The organism is Flavobacteriales bacterium (assembly GCA_016699575.1).
Taxonomy (GTDB): Bacteria; Bacteroidota; Bacteroidia; order Flavobacteriales_F; family PHOS-HE28; genus PHOS-HE28.
Genome location: CP064979.1, coordinates 4,029,421 through 4,049,924, shown reverse-complemented (window position 1 = coordinate 4,049,924; position 20,504 = coordinate 4,029,421). Strand labels below are relative to the sequence as shown.

Annotated in this window: 15 protein-coding genes; 7 read left to right on the top strand and 8 right to left on the bottom strand. The window is 60.4% G+C overall.

Features of this window, described 5'->3' with window-relative positions:
• The first annotated feature begins 51 nt into the window (after positions 1-51).
• Together IPJ76_16975 and IPJ76_16970 are read left to right on the top strand one after the other, a co-directional pair.
• Positions 52-393, top strand: a complete 342-nt coding sequence (locus tag IPJ76_16975; GenBank protein ID QQR86262.1) for a hypothetical protein — start codon at positions 52-54, stop codon at positions 391-393.
• A 314-nt stretch (positions 394-707) separates the two neighbouring features.
• The gene (locus tag IPJ76_16970) at positions 708-1,157 is read left to right on the top strand and encodes a nuclear transport factor 2 family protein (protein QQR86261.1); all 450 of its coding nucleotides are present in this window, start codon (positions 708-710) and stop codon (positions 1,155-1,157) included.
• Between the two features lie 3 nt (positions 1,158-1,160).
• Here the strand turns inward: IPJ76_16970 and IPJ76_16965 are convergent, their stop codons facing one another.
• From IPJ76_16965 to IPJ76_16955, 3 genes are read right to left on the bottom strand one after another with little or no spacing between them, the layout of a single operon-like run.
• Entirely contained in the window at positions 1,161-1,979 is an 819-nt protein-coding gene (locus IPJ76_16965) for a hypothetical protein (GenBank protein QQR86260.1), read from the bottom strand.
• Between the two features lie 54 nt (positions 1,980-2,033).
• A complete protein-coding gene (locus IPJ76_16960) occupies positions 2,034-2,504 on the bottom strand; it encodes an OsmC family protein (GenBank protein QQR86259.1) in 471 nt (156 codons plus the stop codon).
• Positions 2,501-3,643 carry a T9SS type A sorting domain-containing protein gene (locus tag IPJ76_16955; GenBank protein ID QQR86258.1) on the bottom strand — a complete coding sequence of 381 codons (1,143 nt, stop codon included), beginning with the start codon at positions 3,641-3,643 and terminating at the stop codon, positions 2,501-2,503. The genes IPJ76_16960 and IPJ76_16955 overlap by 4 nt, the downstream gene beginning before the upstream one ends.
• A gap of 58 nt (positions 3,644-3,701) precedes the next feature.
• On the opposite strand from IPJ76_16955, the gene IPJ76_16950 reads away from it, so the two are divergent.
• Together IPJ76_16950 and IPJ76_16945 are read left to right on the top strand one after the other, a co-directional pair.
• A complete protein-coding gene (locus tag IPJ76_16950; protein ID QQR86257.1) occupies positions 3,702-4,742 on the top strand; it encodes a T9SS type A sorting domain-containing protein in 1,041 nt (346 codons plus the stop codon).
• Between the two features lie 40 nt (positions 4,743-4,782).
• Positions 4,783-5,997 carry a T9SS type A sorting domain-containing protein gene (locus IPJ76_16945; GenBank protein ID QQR86256.1) on the top strand — a complete coding sequence of 405 codons (1,215 nt, stop codon included), beginning with the start codon at positions 4,783-4,785 and terminating at the stop codon, positions 5,995-5,997.
• Between the two features lie 2 nt (positions 5,998-5,999).
• On the opposite strand, the gene IPJ76_16940 is transcribed toward IPJ76_16945, so the two are convergent.
• The 3 genes from IPJ76_16940 to IPJ76_16930 form a co-directional block, all read right to left on the bottom strand.
• On the bottom strand, positions 6,000-7,322 hold the full coding sequence (locus IPJ76_16940) for a DUF5103 domain-containing protein (GenBank protein ID QQR86255.1): 1,323 nt from the start codon (positions 7,320-7,322) through the stop codon (positions 6,000-6,002).
• A 52-nt stretch (positions 7,323-7,374) separates the two neighbouring features.
• Positions 7,375-11,265 (bottom strand): hypothetical protein, encoded by a 3,891-nt coding sequence (locus IPJ76_16935; protein QQR86254.1) that lies wholly within the window; start codon positions 11,263-11,265, stop codon positions 7,375-7,377.
• Positions 11,266-11,391: 126 nt separating this feature from the next.
• Positions 11,392-13,425 carry a hypothetical protein gene (locus IPJ76_16930; protein QQR86253.1) on the bottom strand — a complete coding sequence of 678 codons (2,034 nt, stop codon included), beginning with the start codon at positions 13,423-13,425 and terminating at the stop codon, positions 11,392-11,394.
• Between the two features lie 150 nt (positions 13,426-13,575).
• Here IPJ76_16930 and guaA point away from each other — a divergent pair, with 150 nt between their 5' ends.
• Positions 13,576-15,108, top strand: coding sequence for a glutamine-hydrolyzing GMP synthase (gene guaA, locus IPJ76_16925; protein ID QQR86252.1), 1,533 nt, complete (start codon positions 13,576-13,578; stop codon positions 15,106-15,108).
• The gene (locus IPJ76_16920; protein QQR86251.1) at positions 15,105-16,865 is read left to right on the top strand and encodes a LysM peptidoglycan-binding domain-containing protein; all 1,761 of its coding nucleotides are present in this window, start codon (positions 15,105-15,107) and stop codon (positions 16,863-16,865) included. Before guaA ends, IPJ76_16920 begins: the two co-directional genes overlap by 4 nt.
• Before the next feature lie 5 nt (positions 16,866-16,870).
• Here the strand turns inward: IPJ76_16920 and IPJ76_16915 are convergent, their stop codons facing one another.
• Positions 16,871-17,560: a DUF2461 domain-containing protein gene (locus IPJ76_16915; GenBank protein ID QQR88496.1), complete on the bottom strand. Its 690-nt coding sequence runs from the start codon at positions 17,558-17,560 to the stop codon at positions 16,871-16,873.
• 64 nt (positions 17,561-17,624) lie between these two features.
• On the opposite strand from IPJ76_16915, the gene IPJ76_16910 reads away from it, so the two are divergent.
• A complete protein-coding gene (locus IPJ76_16910; protein ID QQR86250.1) occupies positions 17,625-18,947 on the top strand; it encodes a T9SS type A sorting domain-containing protein in 1,323 nt (440 codons plus the stop codon).
• Here IPJ76_16910 and IPJ76_16905 read toward each other — a convergent pair.
• Positions 18,944-20,434, bottom strand: a complete 1,491-nt coding sequence (locus IPJ76_16905; protein ID QQR86249.1) for a hypothetical protein — start codon at positions 20,432-20,434, stop codon at positions 18,944-18,946. The two genes, IPJ76_16910 and IPJ76_16905, sit on opposite strands and share 4 nt — an antisense overlap.
• Positions 20,435-20,504: the final 70 nt, after the last annotated feature.

Below are 20,504 nucleotides of genomic sequence, written 5' to 3'. Positions count from 1 at the left end.
CAGATGATAGAGGCAAGCACATCACATAATGACTTCCGTGGAACAGCCGAAATGGAGTTCAAGAGTCCGAAAGGAGGGACTGGCATGGGCGGTCTTCGGACATATGCAGCACAACACATCGACGTGGAGGCGTACGAGCCGGTCGGACTGAACGTGAATCGGTCGGATGCTGGAAGTTGGTTTTTCGGCATTCTATGTCAGGCGAAGGGCGCGGTCGCAAACGGGAATGGATTAACACCGCTCATCCAGTTCAGGGTGGAGGATACGTGGGAGAACTTCAACCGCAGTGCGCTTGGTGAACTTGATGTTGTGGTGCTCAGTAGGTTCATGGATTCGACGAAGTATGAAATCACAGAGTATCGTGATGCTCCTGTGAAGAAGGAGTTGTCGTAATCTCTATGTCCTAGTTCGGACCAAGCCGGTCGACTCCCTACGTCGACGGATGCTTGTCTTGCAGTTGTGGGCTGACCGCATCGACGGTCGAGAGGATTGACGAAAGGCCGCGATCCACAGGGGGTATCACAATTTGTGATACCCCATTTTCCCCTTGTGAGCGTTGCCAGCATTGGGTTTCTAGTTATGCCCAAGCCCCGTCGGTGTCACGATATGTGATACCATCCGAACTCCTTGGCCAGCGCGCATTTCAGGAAAGCCTACAGCGCCTTGGAGCACAACGTTGGTATCACAACCTGTGATACCATTGTCCCATGTCCACCCTCACCCGCTTCTACACCGCCTTCGCGCAGCGCGACTGGGCCATCATGGGTGCGTGCTATGCCGATGATGCACGCTTCAGCGACCCGGTGTTTCCCGATCTGGATGCCACGGGTGTGCGCGCAATGTGGAAGATGCTCCTCACCACCGGCACCGACCTCAAGGTGACGTTCCGCGTTGTGGAGGAAACCGCCGAGCGCGGTGTGTGCGAGTGGGAAGCTTTCTACACCTTCAGCAAGTCGGGCAGGAAGGTGCACAACATCATCCGCAGCAAGTTCGACCTGCGTGATGGGCTGATCGTGCGCCAGCGTGATCACTTCGGCTTCTGGCGATGGAGCCGACAGGCGCTCGGCATCACCGGAACACTGTTGGGTTGGAGCCCCGTGCTGAAGAACAAGGTGCGTGCTTCGGCAGCGGCCAGTTTGCGCCGTGCGTTGGCCTGAGCCTTACTGCAACACCACACGTGCCGTGCGCAGGGTGCCGTCCATGCTCCGCACTCGGGCCACATAAAGCCCAGTGCTCAAACCAGCGTGGATCACATGCGCTACCGTGCTATTCCCCAAGGACCGCGCCAGCACCCGATGACCTTGAGCGTCGAACAATTCCATTGCGGCCATGGGCTCAGCGGCCCGCAGCACAATGGTTTGGGATGCAAGGTCGGCGAAGGCCATGAGTTGTTCTTCGTTGTCCAGCTGCGTGGTGATGCCGGTACTGATGTCCGTTGCGGTGACCGGGCCGTCCAGGGCGAATGATGTTCCACTGTTGATGGTTACCGAGAACCCGAACTTGAACGGCTCACCGATGTCGCTCGGTGCCGGGGTGTACAAGCCCGACCAGCGAACCCATTCATAGTCCACGGCAGGCGTTGGGACCGTGTCCCATACCATGGTGCCATCGGGAGAGCCGATGTAGAGCGTGTCGTAATCCGAATAGGCCAGCGTGTTCGTGCTCGAATAGCGTGAACAATAGAAGGCCACGCGGTATGTGGTGGCGTCCATCGTGGTCGCGAAGAGTTTCACCATGCCGATATTGGGAATGGGAAACCCAGTGTAGTTCGACAGGAATGCGTTGCTGCCCTGCTGAGTGGGGAAATTGAAATTGATGGCGTTCACCCAGTTGAACGGACCGAAGCCATTGACGCCGGTGTACGTCTCGTTGCCGACGCCATCGAACGCGTCGGTGATGACCTGAGCAGTGCCAACGGCCGGTTGGTTCAACAGCACAGTGAGAAGAACAGTGGTGGCGAGGGTATTTTGTTTCTTCATGGCCCGGTGTGGTATGGAAGGCTGAAGGTAACTTCAGTTGCTCTGACCAACAAGTCAGCCAGCACTGCATGTTGGCTCGTGCCGAACAGGGAAGTTCACTGAACTGGCGATGAAGCAGAGCTTGCTCGCTTCGCTGTGCAGCGAATTCGCTTTCTCCACCATATCGGCATCGCGCACGGTCACCTGCGGGTGCAGCGTCACTTCCGTCATCCGGCCGCCATCGCCTTCGGTGACCATGCGCCCGGTGGCGTTGTCGCTGTAGGCCGTCACCACCACACCGTTCCTGACGCACACGTGCAGGTAGCTGAGCATGTGGCAGGCGCTCAGTGCGGCAACGAGCAGCTCCTCCGGATTGTGCTTCGACTTGTCCCCGCGGAACGTGGGGTCAGCAGAGCATTGCAAGTCGGGCTTGCCTTCGATGCGGATGATGTGGTTGCGGCCGTAGTTGCGGTAGCCGTCCGTACCGGTGCCGTTGTTGCCGGTCCACTCGGTTGAAAGGGCATAGTGGTGTTCCATCGTTGTCATTGTTTCACGAAACGTGCATGGGCACCGGTGATGCGCAGAGCAACTGAATAGATGCCCGGTGATAATCGGGAGACGTCGATAGCCTCCAACGCGCTCTCTTCAGCGACCCGTCGACCATGCGCGTCGATGATGAGCGCGACATCGTTCACCATGTTCGATGAGGTACGAATGGAGAGTTCGTCTTCGACGGGATTCGGGAAGATGGTGAGCGTTGACCGGGTTCCGTGTTCATGCACGCCGACCCCTGGTGCCAAGGTCCACCCGATGTCCTGCAGGATCCCCAAGCAGATCGTGCCGGGCCAATGGTTCACGTCGCCAGCGCTGTTGAAGGGTGTCATCAATTCGTTGGGGTTGTTCACCGGATATGTGCTTTCGTTCAAGTGCACACAACTGCTCCCGAGCGCGAACACGCTTGGCGCGTAGATGCGCACTTCAGCGCCACCGCTGGCGGACAGGGCAAAAGGGCCGTTCCAGTTCAGGTTGTTGCAGGTGAAGAACGAACCGAGCGGGGTGCTGGGATTGGGAACGTCCACCAGCATCTCCAACGTTGGCGCTTGGATGAACCGGTCGAAGATGCCCGGGAGCGTGTCTAGCTGGGGCCACGGGAAAGTGGTCGTTAGCGGCGCGAAGTCGCTTTGTTGCAACAGCCCGAACGATCCTTCAGCGCCAATCTTCTTTGCAAGACCGACGAAACCAAGTCCGTGCCCCAGCTCGTGCAAGGCCACGCTAACGAAGTCGTGCTGGTTCGCGGCAGGGGTGCCAGCCGTATCCGTGTACCAGTTCGGTCCGTTGCTGAAGTAGATGTCGATGTCGTTCTCGCCGGGATTGAGCTCTGAACCCGCAATGCTGTTGGCCAAGGCGGACGCATACCATGTGTTCGCCACTGGCGCGTTCGGAAAGTCGCGACGCCCGTTGGGGAAGGTGATGCCGAGCGCATTGGCACCGAGCGGGAAAAAGGCCACGTTCACCTTGATGGGCACGGGCGAAACGAGGATGCCGGCCCAGATGGCAGCGGCATGATCGAACGCCGTCACGAACTCCGGCGGCATGGGCCCGTAGGTGATGTCGAACTGGGCGGTTTGCGCCGAAACGCAGGGCACCGCCAAGGAGGAAACGAGCAGGAGGGAGGGACGCAACATGGAGAACGAAGTAAGCGCGTCGCGGCCACATGTACATTGCCCGCACCAACACGGACCCATGCCGCCATCATTCCTCCGCATTTTCTCGTCAGCGCTCCTGGTGTCAGCCACGCTCGGCGCTAATGCCCAGTACAGCAACCCCGAAAGCGTGGAGCACGACCCTGTTGGCGACCGCTATTTCGTGAGCAACACCGGGAACGGCAAGATCCGCCAGCGCGATCAAGCGGGCACGGTCACCGACTTCGTGACAGTGAGCCCCGCGCCCTATGGCATTGAGATCATGGACACCGCCATTTACGCGTGCAGCGGCGGCACCGTGAAGGGCTATGCGCTGAGCACCGGTGCGCAGGTGTTCAACCTCAACCTCGGCGGCAATTTCCTCAATGGCATCACCACGGACGGCACCTTTCTGTACGTGACGGATTTCGGCAACGACGAGATCCTGAAGGTGGATGTCGCGGGGAACACCTTCAGCCCACTGGCCAGCACATCCTTCACACCGAACGGCATCGTTTACGACCCTGTGGGCGACCGTCTGGTGGTGGTGGCATGGGGCGGCAACGCGCCCATTACCCAGGTGGACAAGAACACCGGTGCGCAGTCCTTGTTGATCAATTCGGGTTTCAGCAATATCGATGGCATCACCATCGACTGCCTAGGACGGTTCATCACGGCGAACTGGGGCAACGACCAGCTCCATGCCTTCCCTGCGGATTTCTCAACCGCTGGTATCAGCCTTGGTGCCGCTGGGCTGGCCAACCCCGCCGATATCGACTTCGATGAGGTGAACGGCCGCGTGTGCGTGGCCAATGCGGGCAATAACACGATCACCTTGTTCGATGTAGCGGCGTGCATCAACGGCCTTGAGGAACCGGAAGTAAGCAACGGCGTCGTTTTCCCGAATCCGACCCACGGGTTGGTCCGGTTGGCCGGACACCGCGGGGCACTTGGTGGGGTGCAGGTGTTGGATGCCTCGGGCCGCCTTGTCTTGAGCACGGTGGCGGCCAATGGGGTGATCGATCTGTCGACGCTAGTGCCCGGACTCTATTCGATCGTTGTTCCGCGTTCCGGCATTCATGCTCAAGTGGTGTTGCGTTGATCGGTGCTGATCACTGCGTTCATTGCTCATCTGACCATACATGAAGAAGTTGTACTCCACCTCAGTGCTCCTGTCGTTTCCCATTGTGCTTACTGCCCAGAACGACTGCGGTTCGGGCCGATACATCACCCCGACGTTCTTCGATGCGGTGACGACCACATCGGGCATCGCCTTCGGCAGCAACGTTCCCGTGAGCGGGGGAGGCATGCAGACCTTGTACATGGACATTTATGAGCCCGAAGGCGACACCGTTTCCACCCGCCCCTGCGTGCTCGTAGCGTTCGGCGGATCGTTCATCGGTGGCTCGCGCGCCGACGTTGCACCGCTGTGCATCGCCTTTGCCCAGCTCGGCTATGTGGCCGTTGCACACGACTACCGCGTGGGCTTTTTCCTGCCCAACGCCGCTACCACCACGCAGGCGGTGATGCGTTGCTCGCACGATATGCTCGCCTGCGTCCGCTACCTGCACAAGAGCGTCATCGACGACAACAACCCTTACCGCATTGACCCGGCGCGGATCATCGTGGGTGGGGTCAGTGCTGGAGCCATTGGAGCGCTCCATGTGGCCTATCTGGATCAAAGCAGCGAGCTACCCCCGGTGCTTTATCCTGATACGGCCACGCTCGGGGGCATCAGCGGCAACAGCGGCTCACCGGGCTATCCGGAGAACGTGCTGGCCTGTTGGAGCATGAGCGGTGCGCTCGGCGATACGTCGTGGATCCAACCCGGTGACGAGCCCCTGGTGAGCGTGCACGAATCGGGTGATGAAGTGGTGCCGTGTTTCACCGAGATGGTGGAGGTGATCGGCTTTCCCACGGGATTGTATGCAAGCGGTGGCCACGACGTGCACCTTCGCATGGAGAACATGGGGGTGGAGAACTGTTATCTGCAATATCCCGGCAATGGGCATGTGGGTTACTTGAATTCTGATCCCGAGTTCTCGTTCGCGCACGTTACCGATTTCCTCGCCGAGCAGGTCTGCAACGGCAATGGCAACTGCGGGACGATCTATGCCGGCGTTGAGGAAACCGTTGAACCGGAACTGGTCGCTTATCCCAACCCCACCGAAGGCCCGCTCAACATCACGGTGCACGAAAGGGCGAACGTGGAAGTGATGGATGCGACCGGTCGTGTGGTCATGACCGTTCAACCCACAGTGGGGCTGAACGTGCTGGACTTGTCAGGACTTCGGAATGGCCTCTACACGCTCCGGACAGGCAAGGCGGTGGTTCGGGTGTTGAAGCTTGCCCGCTGAGGCTACTGCTGTTGCCTGCTGTTGAGGAAGCGCATCGACACCAGCCGCTGTGCACGCACGTTCCAGTCGTTGAAGTACACGAGCACGCAGTAGTCGTTCTCCGTGGCAAAGTGCGTCCCCTCGATGGTGGTGAGGTCGGGTAGTTCGCTGTTGGGCGCCATGAAAGCGTACTGGTAGTCCATGAAGCCCTGTTTCACCAGCGCACCGAGCACATAGCGTTTGTTCTCGGTATCCCACGTCATGCGGAATTCCTTCTTGCACTGGAAGTCGGTGAAGGCACCGTACACGTAAACGTCACCGTAGAGCGCCGCATCCATCGGCAGTTGCCAGATCACGTTCATGTAGTCCGCCTCCAGCATATTGTCGTAGCCGTCGTCGGTCTTCACCAGATAGCGCCCGTTGAGGTCCGGCTGGTCCAGGTACACGCGGATGTTGCGCTTGAGGTCGGGCACCATGTACACCTCGATGAGTTCCTTGTCCAACACGATCCTGCCGATGCCCGGTGCATTGAACCGCCAACTCTTCGCGTTCAGCGGCCGCCATTCGTTGCCGCCATCGAAGAGGGTTTCGTTGGGGAAGTCGTACACCAGTTCGCTGCCACGGACGAAGCGGGGGCGGGCTCCGGTGCGCGCATCGTCCCAACGCATGTTCTGCAGCACGGTCACCGTTAGATCGCCGAACGGGTCGGGCACTTGCAATTGCGGATGCCGGATGACGAGATCCACTTGTTGCGAGGTGTTCCGGCGGTCCACATCGCGGCTCGCCATCACTTTGGCGTCCACCTGAACCTTGTTCTCGAAGACGTAGAAGCGCCGCGTCAGCACTACGTCCTCTTCGTCACCTTGGCGGAAAACCTTCAGGATGTAGTTGCCGCTGATGCGCGGCTTGGTCATGAAGCTCGGGACTTCCACGGCGTAGTGCAGGTACGGTTGCCGGGTGTTGTAGCTCTGCACGGGCGGCGGAATGAAGTCGCTGAACGAACCTTCGATGTACTGCCCCTGGCTGAGGTCGCTCGGCTTCCAGTGCGGGTCGCAGTGGATGATGGTCCACCACAAGTTCTCAGGATTAGGGGAGAGGTCATCGAAGTGCAGTTCAAGCGATTCCCCGCTGCCCAGTTCGAAGGCCGGCACGCTCATCTCGAAGCCTTTTTTGAAGAGCAGAACGGTCTTCACCGTTTCCACGTATGTGCGGTCCTCATACCGGATATCGGCCTGCGGCTCGTAGTAGTCGGGCATGGCATCCACCACGGGGGCGGTGCCGCTGCATGAGAGAAGGCACAGGACAGGTAGGCCCAATAGTGTTGCCGCGGTCTTCAAAGGCATCATTGCGCCGAATGTAGAGGCGGCGAACGCAGCGACCCTTGGGATCGTTGTGCTCTCAGCGGACAAACCGGCCCACAGCACTGCCCACGCCGTCCGTCATTTGCAGCACGTAGGCCCCGTGGCCCAAGGTGGACAGGTCGAGCGAGAAGGCACCGTCCGAAGGCACTTGGCCATTGAACACCATGCGGCCGCTGGCATCGAACAACCGAAGCGTGGACCCGCCCTTGAAGCCGTGTTGCACGATCAGCTCTTCCCCGGCACCGATAAGCACCAATGGACGTGGGCCAGAACCGAATTGCACAGCCACCACATTGCTCGTGGTGCTGGAACCGTCAAGGTCGGTTTGGCGCAGCCGATAGAAGCTTGTCCCACCGAGCGGGCTACCGTCCACGAAGGCATAGTTCAGCGTGTTCTGGCTGTTGATGGCACCGGCCACACGTCCAATGGAGGTGAAATCCTCGCCGTTGGCGCTGCGCTCCACATCGAACCATTCGTTGTTGATCTCCGTGGCTGTGCTCCAGCGCACGTCCACCACGCTACCGTTCGGTAGGGCATTGAACGCAAGCAGTTCAATGGGCAATGGGTTGTTGGCGTTGATGCTCGCCAGCGTCCATGGACTGAACAGGTTCTGTTGTGCTGCCGTGATGACATCACCAGCCGCAATGGTGCCAGTGGTGCCACCGTTGCCTCGGTCGCGCCAGATGGTGCCCAGGGCATCCCAACGGGCTACGCGCAGATCGGGCATGGCCGTTACACCGCAACTGTTGTTGTCCCAGCTGAGCGTAACGAATGCATTGGGCGTACCCACTTCGCGATCGATCATCCAGTACTCGCAATTGCTGATGTGGTCGAGCGTGGGTTCCAATGCTGGTCCGAAGAGCGCTTCGGGGTCACCCGGGAAATACTCACCGCGGAAGCCATCCGTCAGACCCGAGGTGAGGCCGGTGATCCTTGCGTAACGGTATTGAGTGCCTTTGCCCACCGGGAAGGTGAAGTCGTCGTTGCCGAGCTTGATGATGGGACCGTGAACGAAGCTCGCATCGCTGGCACTGGTGGCAGTAGCGCCGTCAATGACAGTAGGTAGGTTGGTGGCATCGGTGAAGAGGCGCCCTTGCACCAGGTTCAGATCCGTGCGGATGAGCAAGGGCTGCAGCAGGGTAGCATCATTGGCGGTTTTGTTGATGCGCAGTCGGCCGAATTCTTCCGCGAAACCCGATGTGTTGATCGTCTGGGCTCCACCACCGTTCAACGTCACGGTGCTGAAGAGTTCGTTGAAAGCCGCCGCGCCATGGTTGTTGAGCCAGTTGCCGCCCACATTGATGCTTCCACCCGCCACCGGCCCTTGTAGATCGAGCAGGCCGCCGTTCTGGATCGTCACATTGCCGGTCACGTTCACCGTATTCCCGGCGATCTCGTTCCGCAGGTAGCCTTCGTACAACCCGGCCGTTGGTCCTTGCAGGCTCAGGTTACCGGCCACGTTCAGGGTGCTGAGGCCGAAGAGCGTAATGCCGAATGCCCCAGTACCAAGCGTGCGCTGCACCGTGGTGTTGCCGCCCACGTTCAGCGTGCTGGCGTTCTGGATGGTGAGCGTGCGGCCGGTGGCATTGGTAGCGCCCATGTACAAGCTGGCGCACACACCGGTTGACCCGGCTGCAATGCCCACAACGCAGTCGCGGATGGCAGTGCTGTTGATGACCACGTTGCTTGTGGCGATGGGCACTTCAGCATCGTCCCAGTTCTGGCATTGGAACCAATCCGTGGTCTTTGCACCCGTCCACAGGCCATTGACCATGCCGCCGAGGGTGATGGGCATCACCGGTGCCGTCAACCAGTTCGTGCCACCGGCGTTGTAGGCACCGCACGTGCCGTAAGTGGTCCAGTTGGCGGGGTCTTCGATGCGCAGGATCCAATCGCGCTGCGTGGCCACAGTCTGTGGGCCGGTGTACTTCGCGAAGTCAGTGGCACTGGTAGGCGCCATGCTGAAACAATCCATGCCGAAAGGCAGGTTGCTGCGCTGGGTCGGATTGGTCGCACAACTGGCCGACCAAGGGAATGCCGCATAGCTTGAAAACCCGAACAACCAAGTGCCGCTGTAGGTTGCGTTGTGCAGACCCGCACCACCGGGTCCCCAAACCCCGGCTTGCCCGAAGAACAGCTGGTCGCCGCCGCTGTTCATATTGAGCACGTTGCCCCCGCCGTTCAGATTGGTGAAGCCCCAGGACGCATCGGGAGCAAGCGAACTGTAAACGCCGGTAGCGGTGAACCTGAACGTGATGACCGTGCCCCGTGGAATGGTCGGGCCTATGCGGGATGCGCGGACGGTTCCCTCGTTATTGCCCCAAAGGCCTGCATTGCAACGCTCGTAACCGTTGTCCGTGATGTCGATGGTGGTGCCCGTGGTGATGTCCTTGAAACAGAAGAAGCTCACCTCGTCATCGCCTACACCACCACCACAGGCATTGGTGTTCGCATTCACACCCACGATCACAAGGTCGCCACGCTGCAGCGCCGTCGGTGGACTGTCATTGTCCAGGATCACCAACGTGGCGCTCGTACTGGCCCCGATGGCATAGCCTGCGCTTACAGCGAGGATGGAGAAGCCAACGCTCTCCGTGCTCTCGATCACGGCGTCGTCGTTGATGTTGGCCGTGAAGCTCACCGAGGTGGCACCGATGGGGATGTTCACGGTGAATTGGCTCAGCACGGTGCCCGGGGTTGTGGTATAGTCGTTACCGGCACCGTACGTGACACCGGCGCCATTGCTTACGAAGATGTCCACGCTGCCGGCGGCTGTTGGTGCCGGACTCACATTGAGCTGGAAGGTGATGCTCCCGGCGTTTTCCACCGCGTTCACGTTCACCGTTGCGAAGGTGACCGTAGGCGTGATGTCGTTGTCCACGATGGTGAACGCATGCGTGGTGCTCGCCCCGATGTACAGGCCGGCTGAAGCGCTGGTCAAGGTGAACGTGATGACCTCGTTCGCTTCCGTGACCACATCGTCGTTCACCACCACATCAAAACCCAGCACAACATCACCAATGGACACCGGCACTGAAATGGTGGAGGCTGCAACTGCTGGAACGGTCGTGTAATCGGAAGCCGGACCGTAGGTGGCACCTGCGCCGTTGGCCACCGTCACGGTATAAGTGCCGTTCACCGTGGCGGCCGCGCTCAGGTTGATGTTCACCGTCACGGTTCCTGCGGCTTCGCTATTGCTGCTGGAAGAGGATGCGAACGTGGCAATGGTGCTCGAGCAATCGAAGGGGACATATACATTGTCGAATGTTGCGCGGTCGGCAGCAGCGGTATTGTGCTGGAAGTAGCAGCCCGCGAAGGGCAGGTTCACGCCCGTGTAGGTTGCATCCACCACGTTGCCGCCCTCTTGGAACGCAGCCGAAGCAGGGGCTGGGAAACCAGCGCCGCTGGCCGAGTACATCTGCCAAGTGTTGGTGCTTGGCGTGTACACCACGCGCACAGCCAAGTACTCGTTGCCGAAATCAGTAGTGCCGGTGATGATGGTGGTGTTGGTCGCAACCCCAGCGCTGTATCGGATCAAGCGAAGCCTGTCGTTCGTTAGCGCCTCACCATGTACCACGGCGTAGCCTGTCCCAGTAGCCGGATTCAGCGCACTACCAGCAAGAATGAACGCGTTGCCGTAGTTACCGGCTGCGAAACCGCTGGGGTCGGCTCGCGAAGTGCGCATGTTGAACTGCCAGGTAAGCACGCAGGTGTTGGTGTTCAACACCGTATTGTAAAGCCCTGACACGTCCTGCGAAACCCAATCGGCACCGTTCAACCCGCCCGTTGGGAGATCCAAAGCGTTGCTCAGGATGGCGCCGGAAGAACCAATACCGCCTTCCGTCCACCCGCCGCCGACAACGGTCCCGTTCGCGCGAGCGAAGTCGTCCAGGAGCTGTTGGCCATGGGCACCTGCAACGGTCGCCATCAACATGCCAGCAAGAAGGACTTTCCCGGTTGCGCGCATCACTATCCCTTCCGGCTGCAAAAGTCGCTCGATCCCCCGGGCCGATCGTTGTCGGATCATCAACACCTGTTGACTTCCGCGATCGGTTCAGAACACCAATTTGAAGGTTGCGGCTTCCGCACCGCAATGCACGCGCAGGAACATGGCCCCGGTGATGTGGGTTGGTGCGTTCCAATCGGTTACCGGACCTTCACCGGAGGTGCCTTTGCCGATCATTCGTCCCAATGGGTCCAGCAGCTCCCAAGAGGCCAGTTGGCAAGGGTGTTCAATGCGTACCAGATGATCGCCTGAGAGTGTTGCTGAAAGACCGTTGCTGGCGGTGCTCCGGTGCACGGCTACGATGTTGCTGTGCGAGGTCGCCCCGTCATGGTCGGTTTGGCGCAAGCGGTAGAACGTGGTGCCCGCCACCGGGTCAACATCATGGGCGCGGTAGTGCAGCGTGGTCTGGCTGTCCCCAGCACCCGGCAGGTGCAGTAGGTCATTGAACCGCTGGCCATCCTTGCTCCGTTCCACCGTGAAGTGCGCATTGTCCTTCTCAGAGGCCGTGCTCCATTCCAACAGAACGGCAGGGCCGTCGTTGCGGGCGGTGAACGAAAGGAGTTCCACCGGCAGGGATGTTGCACATTGGAGCGCGCGCCGAAAGGCCAGGTTCGCCGCGTTGTTGGCAGCGCCCGGCGTTTCGTTCCCCGCCACCACGGCGCTGGTGAAGTTGGCCGCCGAGCGCGGGTCAAGGGCATTGAAGTAGATGACCCGGCCGGCATGGTTCACCGTGCTGATGCGCAGCGCGTCGGCGCCGCCGGTGTTCATGTTCTGGGTGTTGGGACCGTAGCTCACACCATGGAAATACTGCCCGTTGGGGTAGCGCACTTGGGCCGCATCGCCATCGTTGCGCATCACCACGCGCGTCCAGTTCCCCGCCCCGAAGCCACAGGGATTGTAGCCGCTGCTGCTGGTGGCACTCGGCAGGGTGGCGCAGCTTTGGATGGAAGCATGGTTCACCGGCAGCACGTACACGCTGTCAACGGGCGAACTGTCGTTCGGGTCGTTGGGCGGCAACAGGGCGTTGAGGTCGGTGTTGTTGTAGATGACGATGATGGATCCCGTGGGCACGGCCGCCCATTGCGCAACGTTGGCGAAACGCAGGTGCCCGGTGCTCACCCCGCTGTTCACCATCACCGACCCGAACCCGTTCCAAGCAGCGCCGTTGTTGTCGTCGATCTTCCAGTTGCGCAGGTCCACGGTCGTGCACGGTGGCCCGCAGACCATCAGTTCGATGTACTCCTTCTCCGTGGCCGGGCCGTTGCTCACCTCGTTCACGAAGGGGCCAACACAAGTGGGAACGTATGCTACGGTCAGTTGTACATCGTCGATGGCCACGCTCGGGTCGGCCCCGCTTGCATCGTTGTTGTTCTGCCACCGGAAGCCCACGCGCACAGCAGGGTTGTTGTTGGCGCTAGCTGGCAGGGCCACGCTGTACTGGGTCCATTGCCCTTGGCTGCCACAGCCTCCAGCCGGTGTCTTGGGCGGGTTACTGAGGGCCGCCCACACCGCGCCGTTCCAATACTCCACCAGGAAGTCGTCGCTGGTGGTCTGGCCGTTCTCCATGTACTTGAAATTGAGCGTAACGTTCGTGTAGGCTGACAGATTGATCGTCGGGGATTCAGCCCGCTTGTTCGTTGTGGTGTTCAGGCAGCCGCACAGGCAGAAGGTGCAGAAAGCAGGCGGACACCCCGCATCGTAGGCTGCACCACAGTCACCCGCCGGGCAGAAAATGCAGCCGTTGGGGCTTGCGCATACGCCCACCAGTTCGTTGCCGATGTGCAGCGATTCATTGTTGGTGGTGCAGTCCGTACCGCAGGTGCTGGTGGCATTGCCGTTCTCGCGGCAACTGATGAACCACTGGTTGGGACAGGTCCCTTGGGCACCCACGTTCGTCACGGTCCAAATGCCGTTCACCCCTGTGGTGTAGGCCGAGGCGTAGCAACCGGTATTGCACCCGTTCTCGAATTCATCGGCCCAAATGACCAATTGTGCCCTGGCGTTCAACCACAGGCACAAGGTGAGCGAGAGCACGGCTAAGGCTCTTGCCCTTGCGCACGGGTATGTCCGTCGGGGTTGCATGGCGTTGAAAGTTAGTCGGTCATCCACCGGACCACGTTGCCCGCCCCGGATACTTTTGGCCGCCGTTCTCTTGACGTGTCGCACACCGGTCCGTCATGCCCGGGGCCACAATTCCATCTTCGCGCTTCCGCACATTCCCCCTGTTTCCCTTTGGAGAAGATCCTCATCCTCGACCACGGCAGCCAGTACACGCAGCTCATTGCCCGTCGTGTGCGCGAGCTCAACGTTTACTGTGAGATCCACCCGTTCAGCAAAGCGGCCCGGTTCGCCGATGATTCGTCCATCAAGGGCGTCATCCTTGGCGGTAGCCCCTTCAGCGTGCACGATACCAATGCGCCGGATACCGATATCAGCGTGTTCCAAGGCCGTCTACCGGTGCTGGCCATCTGCTACGGCGCGCAGCTTCTGGCCAAAAGAAGTGGTGCGCCAGTGCTGCCGAGCACCGTGCGTGAATACGGCCGCGCCCACCTGGACAATATCATGGTCAGCGGGCCGCTGTTCGATGGTGTCCATCCCGGAACGCAGGTGTGGATGAGCCATGGCGACAGCATTACCGCTGTGGCCGGCAACATGGAGGTAATGGCCAGCACCCACGCGGTGCCTGTGGCGGCCTTTCGGTTGAAGGGCGAAAACACGTTTGCCGTGCAGTTCCACCCGGAGGTGTTCCATACCACCGATGGCCTGACCATACTGCGGAACTTCGTGCAGGGCGTATGCGGTTGCAAAGGCGATTGGACCCCGGCTTCGTTCGTGGAAAGCACGGTGGACGGGCTCCGCCAGCAATTGGGCAACGACCGGGTCGTACTGGCCCTCAGCGGTGGCGTGGACAGCAGTGTCGCCGCCATCCTTCTCCATAAGGCGATAGGCGAGCGCCTGCATTGCGTGTTCGTTGATAATGGCCTCCTGCGCAAAGGAGAGTTCGAGAGCGTACTGGAGAACTACAAGCACCTCGGCCTCAACATCACGGGTGTGGACGCCAAGGCGCGCTTCTACGCCGCGCTCCAAGGCAAGGAGGATCCTGAACAAAAGCGCAAGGCGATCGGCGCCACCTTCATCCATGTGTTCGATGATGAAGCCAAGCGCATCAAGGACGTGAAGTGGCTCGGGCAAGGCACCATTTATCCGGACGTGATCGAGAGCGTAAGCGTGCACGGCCCCAGCGTCACGATCAAGAGCCACCATAACGTAGGCGGATTGCCTGCCCGGATGAACCTGAAGGTGGTGGAGCCGCTTCGCCTGCTCTTCAAGGACGAAGTGCGAAGGGTGGGGAAGGAACTGGGCCTGGATGTTGCGCTCCTCGGGCGCCATCCGTTCCCGGGACCGGGCCTTGGCATCCGCATCCTGGGCGAAGTGACCGGCGAGAAAGTGGCGCTGTTGCAGGAGGTCGACCACATCTACATCAAGCACCTGCGCGAGGCCGGACTCTACGATCAGGTTTGGCAGGCGGGCGCCATCCTGCTGCCCGTGCGCAGCGTGGGTGTCATGGGCGACGAGCGCACGTACGAGAACGCCGTTGCTTTGCGCGCCGTTTCCAGCACCGATGGCATGACGGCCGACTGGTGCCACCTGCCCTACGAGCTTCTGGCACGGATCTCGAACGACATCATCAACCGGGTGAAAGGCGTGAACCGCGTGGTGTACGACATCAGCAGCAAACCGCCCGCAACCATCGAATGGGAATGAACAGGTTGGTGATGCTCTTGCCGTTGCTGTTGTGCCTGATCACCGGCACTGCACAAGTGACGCAAACGCGCGATGGCAAGAAGTACATCCTGCACACGGTTGAGAAGGGGCAAACGCTTTTCGCCATCGGACAGCGTTACGCAGTGCCAACCGAGGTGATCGTGAAGGCGAACCCTGCCGCATCGCAAGGGTTGAGCATTGGCCAAGTGCTCATCATACCGGTGGATGGGGTGAGCAAAAAGGAAGCGAAGGCCGCGCCGCAGCTGCGCGATGGCGAACTCGTTCACGTGGTGCAGAAGAAGGAGACCGTGTATGGGATCGCGAGGAAGTACTCTGTGCCGGAAGCCGACCTGCTGGGCCGCAACCCGCAGATGGCCGATGGCTTGAAGGTGGGCTTGGAACTCATCATCCCCGTGGCGAAAGTCACGGGCACATCGGCGACCGTGGTGGCGCCAGCTGCGGATGACGGCAGTATCAGCCACCCGGTGCAGGCACAGGAGACGATCTACGGCCTGTGCAAACAACACGGCATTACCGAGGAGGAACTACGCGCTGCCAACGGAGGCCTGCCGGAGGGATTGAAGGTGGGCACCTACCTGCGTATCCCGGCAAAAAAAACCGAACCCGTGTTTGTGGACCCGGCCGTCGGCATGGACAAGCGGGACCGCTACTCGGTGGGTCTGCTGCTGCCCTTCAGCATCGAGCGCAACGACAGCGTGCTTGCCCGTCCAAATTCCGACGATTGGTACGAACTGACGAGCATCGCAGCGCAGTTCTACGCTGGTGCGCAGCTTGCTTTGGATTCGCTGAAAGCGCTGGGCTTGAAGGTCGACATCCGTGTGGTGGACGTGGGCAACGATCCCGCCAGTTGGAGCAAGGCACTGAAGGACCCCGACCTGCGCAACCTCGATCTCTACATCGGCCCCTTCCACCGCGCTGCCATCGAGCAGGTGGCGGGCATGGCCGGCAGTGGTCAGATCATCTGCCCTGTGGCCCAGAGCAACAAAGTGCTTCTCGGGCGGCCACAGGTCAGCAAGGCTGTGAGCGGTCGTACGGAACAGGTTCAGTACACCGCACGCTACGTGGCCAAGTACCACGGCAACGACAACATCATCCTGCTGCGTTCGGCCATCACCGGCGAGAAGGAACTGCAGGACCAGATGGAGCGCATGTTGCGCGACGCCCTGCACGCGGCTGGTAGCGACGCTGTGATCGACAGCACCACCATTGCCTATTCGGGCAAGCGGCAGGGCTCCTCGGTGCTGGCCAAGCTGTCCACCAGCAAACTGAACGTGGTGGTGGCCCCCACCGAGGATGTGGAGCTCGTGACCGGTCTGGTGAACGTTCTTGCCGACGCAACCGATAAGCACCGCATCGTCGTCTTCGGCCTGGAGCAATGGATGAACATCGAAAGCGTGGATGCGGCCAAGCGCGATGCCGTGCAACTGCACTTCGCGGTGAGCACCCACATCGACCGCAGCAATGCCCGTGTGGCCGCTTTCGACAAGGTCTTCCGGGAGCGCTTCCATACCGATGCGGGGGAATACGCCTTCCTCGGTTTCGACGTCACGTACTTCTATCTGAAGGCGCTGTATGACGAAGGGCGCACCTTCCCCCAGCGCTACGCCACCGTCGCTGCCGAACCGCTGCACATGGGGTTCAAGATGCAGAAAGCGGGGGAGGAGAACGGTTACCGGAACGAGAGCGCGATCATGCTGGTGCACCGCGACCTGTCGCTGTCGCCCGCCAAGCCGTAGCGGGGTCAAGCACCGTTCGCGTCGCTTGTGAGCACTGCGCTCATGTGGTCGAACCACGGGCGAACGGTCCGGAAACTTGCTTCCACATCGGACAAGAACGACTTGGACAACACCTGTGCGTCAGTGAACCGTCGACGGAAGATGAACTGTTTCCTGCGCAGGAGGTCGATGGCCGGATGGTCCTTCGTGAAGCCCTTTGGAACAGTGGCTACCTGATCACCCGCCAGCGGTTCGAACGTTGCCCTCATCGCCTTTGAAGCGATGAGCTTGGCCCAGGTGCCGGGATCGTAAGCAATGTCCGAGCGGATGAGCTTCAGGTCGGCAGGCTCCGGACCGAAGAAGCCGCAGGAAATGAAAGACCAACCGGGCTCCACGTGGTAGTAATAGCCCCCGCGGAGCGCGGGCTTGGCCCGGTCCAGGTTGCCGCCGAAACGCGGGTTGTAGGGCGGCTTGTGCTTGTGGAACCGCAGGTCGTTGTAGATGCGCATCAGGCTTTTGCGTCCGCTCGCCGTGTCGAAGCGGTCATGCTTCCCCATGCGTTCCAACAGCGCATCAGCGAACGATATCATGTTCGCATGGGCGGCCTCGTACCGGTCGCGGTGCTTCGTGAACCAGTCGCGATCGTTGTTGCGCGACAGGTCTTTGAGAAACGTGAGCGTCGCCTGTTCAATGGCGGTGATCTGCTTGAACGACATGCGTCCAAAGGTGGTCATGAACGCGATGCGGGTTGGCGTGTATTCACTGCCCAACTTCGCCGCCATGAACAAACGGAACTCCGTCGTCGCTTTCTTCTTCATCGCCTTTACTACCGTTGGCCAGTGGGTGCCTGCTGGGCTCTTTTCCAGCACGCTCCATTACCAGGCTTCGGCCTTCCACAACCTGGATTCAGGCTTGTTCGTGTATGGCGCCAACAATCCCGGACCGTTCGCCCCGGCCACGGAAGGGGGCATCGTGCTAACCGATGACGGTGCCGCTTCGGGCGGGTATTTCATCTGGTACGAGCCCTCCACGAACCTGGAGGACATCGATGTGAAGATGACCGGAGGGAAACCGCTGTACATGGCCGCTGGGCACGAGCTCTACAACCGCAGCATCGTGGTGCGGCCTTATTTGTTCCCGGCGTATCCCTTCGGGTTCGACAGCGTTCGCACAGGCACCGGCCGATACTACCGCGCCATCCGCATGCGCAACGACCTGGTGGCGTTCACCGGCGGCGCCGATCAGGCGGGCAATGGCATCATCGACATGAGCACTGATACCGGCGCCACCTGGACGAACATCGCCTTTCTTCCGGGTCAGCCTGTCTCGCGTCTGCACTTCGTCAACGATACGTTGGCGTTTGCCGCGACCGGGGGATACAGCAGGCTCACTAACAACGGCATCGCCATACCGGACAGCGGCGCCATCTACCGAAGTACCGATGGCGGCCTCAATTGGGCGCAGGTGCTCAGCGATACGGCCACGGGTTTCTCCGATGTTGAATTCGTGAACGACCAGATCGGAGCAGCAACGCGCAATGATGGCGCCGTCCTGCGCACGACAGATGGTGGCAATACGTGGCTGCCGGCCTCGGTCAACCTACCTGCACCCATCGTGATGACTTCATTGACGTTCCGATCTGATGGTACCGGCTTCGCCACTGGCTACCGCACCGATGGACTGAGCGGCTACGTCTTCATCAGCACGGATGATGGGGCAACGTGGTCCGAGAACTACAACACCAGTGGCCTGAACAGCGCCCGACGGCTGTACGACGTCCGTTTCTTCGATGATGCGCACGGGTACGCTTGTGGGCAGATCCGGCCGTTGCGCACTACGGGTATCATTACTGATCAGGTTGAACTTAGCAGCCTAACAGGAGCCTTGTACCCTGTGCCTGCTTCTGATTTTCTGAACGTTAACACGGGGTTCGACGGGCTGGCGGAGGTCACCATTTCGGATGCCCTGGGACGTCAAATGGCCATCTCCATGTTCACCCGAAAGTCGCAAGCACTGGATGTTGGGGGCTTGCCAGCGGGATCATACGTGGTGCGTGTACGCGCAGGAAGCAAGGCGTGGAGCCGCGGCTTCGTGAAGCTCTAAGGGCAGAACTCGTAGCAGCCGAGGTCGGGCCAGATCTCGCATCGGCTGTTACCCTGAATATCAAGGAAGGCCTCGGCCGTGCTAGGTAGGCCGCGCTCGCGGGCATACGAGCCGGACGTCAGGTGATAGTCGTCGGCCGGGCCATCGGCAAAGGCGGGGTTCTGGTCCACGTACACATTGCTTGTGAAGAACGGCCCGCTCACGTTCTCGTCCGTCTTAAGCATGATGTCGTGGAAGTTGAGCGTGCTGGTGCCGAGGTTGTCCAGGTCCAGCTCGAACTCGTTGCTGTTGGTGCCGTGGATGATGCTGTTGCGGAACTCGCTGCTGCTGATGTCGCGCACCTGCACCGTGCCGTTGATGTCCTGGAAGTAGTTGGTGACGATGAACGCCGGTGTGTTGCGCACCTCCCAGTCCCAGAAGTTGCCAACGGTCAAGTGGTTCAGCTGGTACTCGCCACCGCCGGTGAGCGCAACGCTGTACTGTCCGGCATCCCCCACCAGCAGGTTGTTGGCCGTGATGCGGTAGTTGCGGCTCAGGAGGCCTGCGGCCGAGCAGTTGAGGATCTTCACGTTGTTGAGCACCAGCTTGTTGATGGTCGTGGGCTCATCCACATCGAGCGGCCACGTCTCGCACTGGATGCCGATGAGGCTGTTGCGGATCTCCACGTTCTCGAAGCGGTTGTCCTCGTTGGCGAAGTCGCCCTCGTTGATCCAGATACGGTCCCACTGGCCGGGCAGGTTCTCGTAGAGGCTTTCCAAGCGGTCACCTTGGAAGGTGATGAGGTCGGAGGTGTTGCCCAAGGCTTCGATCCATCCGCCGCGGTACACCCACAGACCACCGCCGCCGTGGAAGTACACCTTCACACCGGGTTGGATCTCCAGCTTATTGCAGGAGTCCACCACAGCGTATCCGTAGATGACGTGCGGTTTGTCGTTGGTCCACACCTCCACCTCGCCGCAGATCTGGTTTCCACCGCCATCGAAACCGCCGACGATGTAGCTGAACGCAGGAAAGCCTTGGATGAACTGGTCGGGGTAGTGGAAGTGGGCATCCTGGCCCCAGGCCAGCAGCAGCACGTTCTGCTCGGCGCCATTGGTATTGAACAGGATCTTGTCCTCGATGATGAACGGGTTGTTCGCGTTGTTGGCATCGAGGGTGGCCTCAACGAACACATAGATGCTGTCGCCTCCGAGGATCTCCACGTCGCTGAACAAGGTGCCCGAAGAGCCGTCCACATTGATGCGGTAGGGGCTGGGACTTCCACCGGCCAAGGCAATGTCCACCTTCACGGCATTGCTGTTCGGGTTGCGGGCCGTGAACCGCTTGGTGATGGACCCCACCGTGGTGAAGATGGTGTCGTAAAGGATGGTGTCCTGGCTGAACACCAGCTCCACGCGGTCCTCGGTGAACTGCGTGTCCTTGCGGCACCCGGTGAGGCATAATGCCCCGGCAACCAGGACGAACAGGAGGGTGCGAACGATGATCAAGGCGGGCAAATATGGTTGGACCGGCCGTAAGACGCACCGGGCAGCCCGATCATTGCCTGTGGGGTTCACG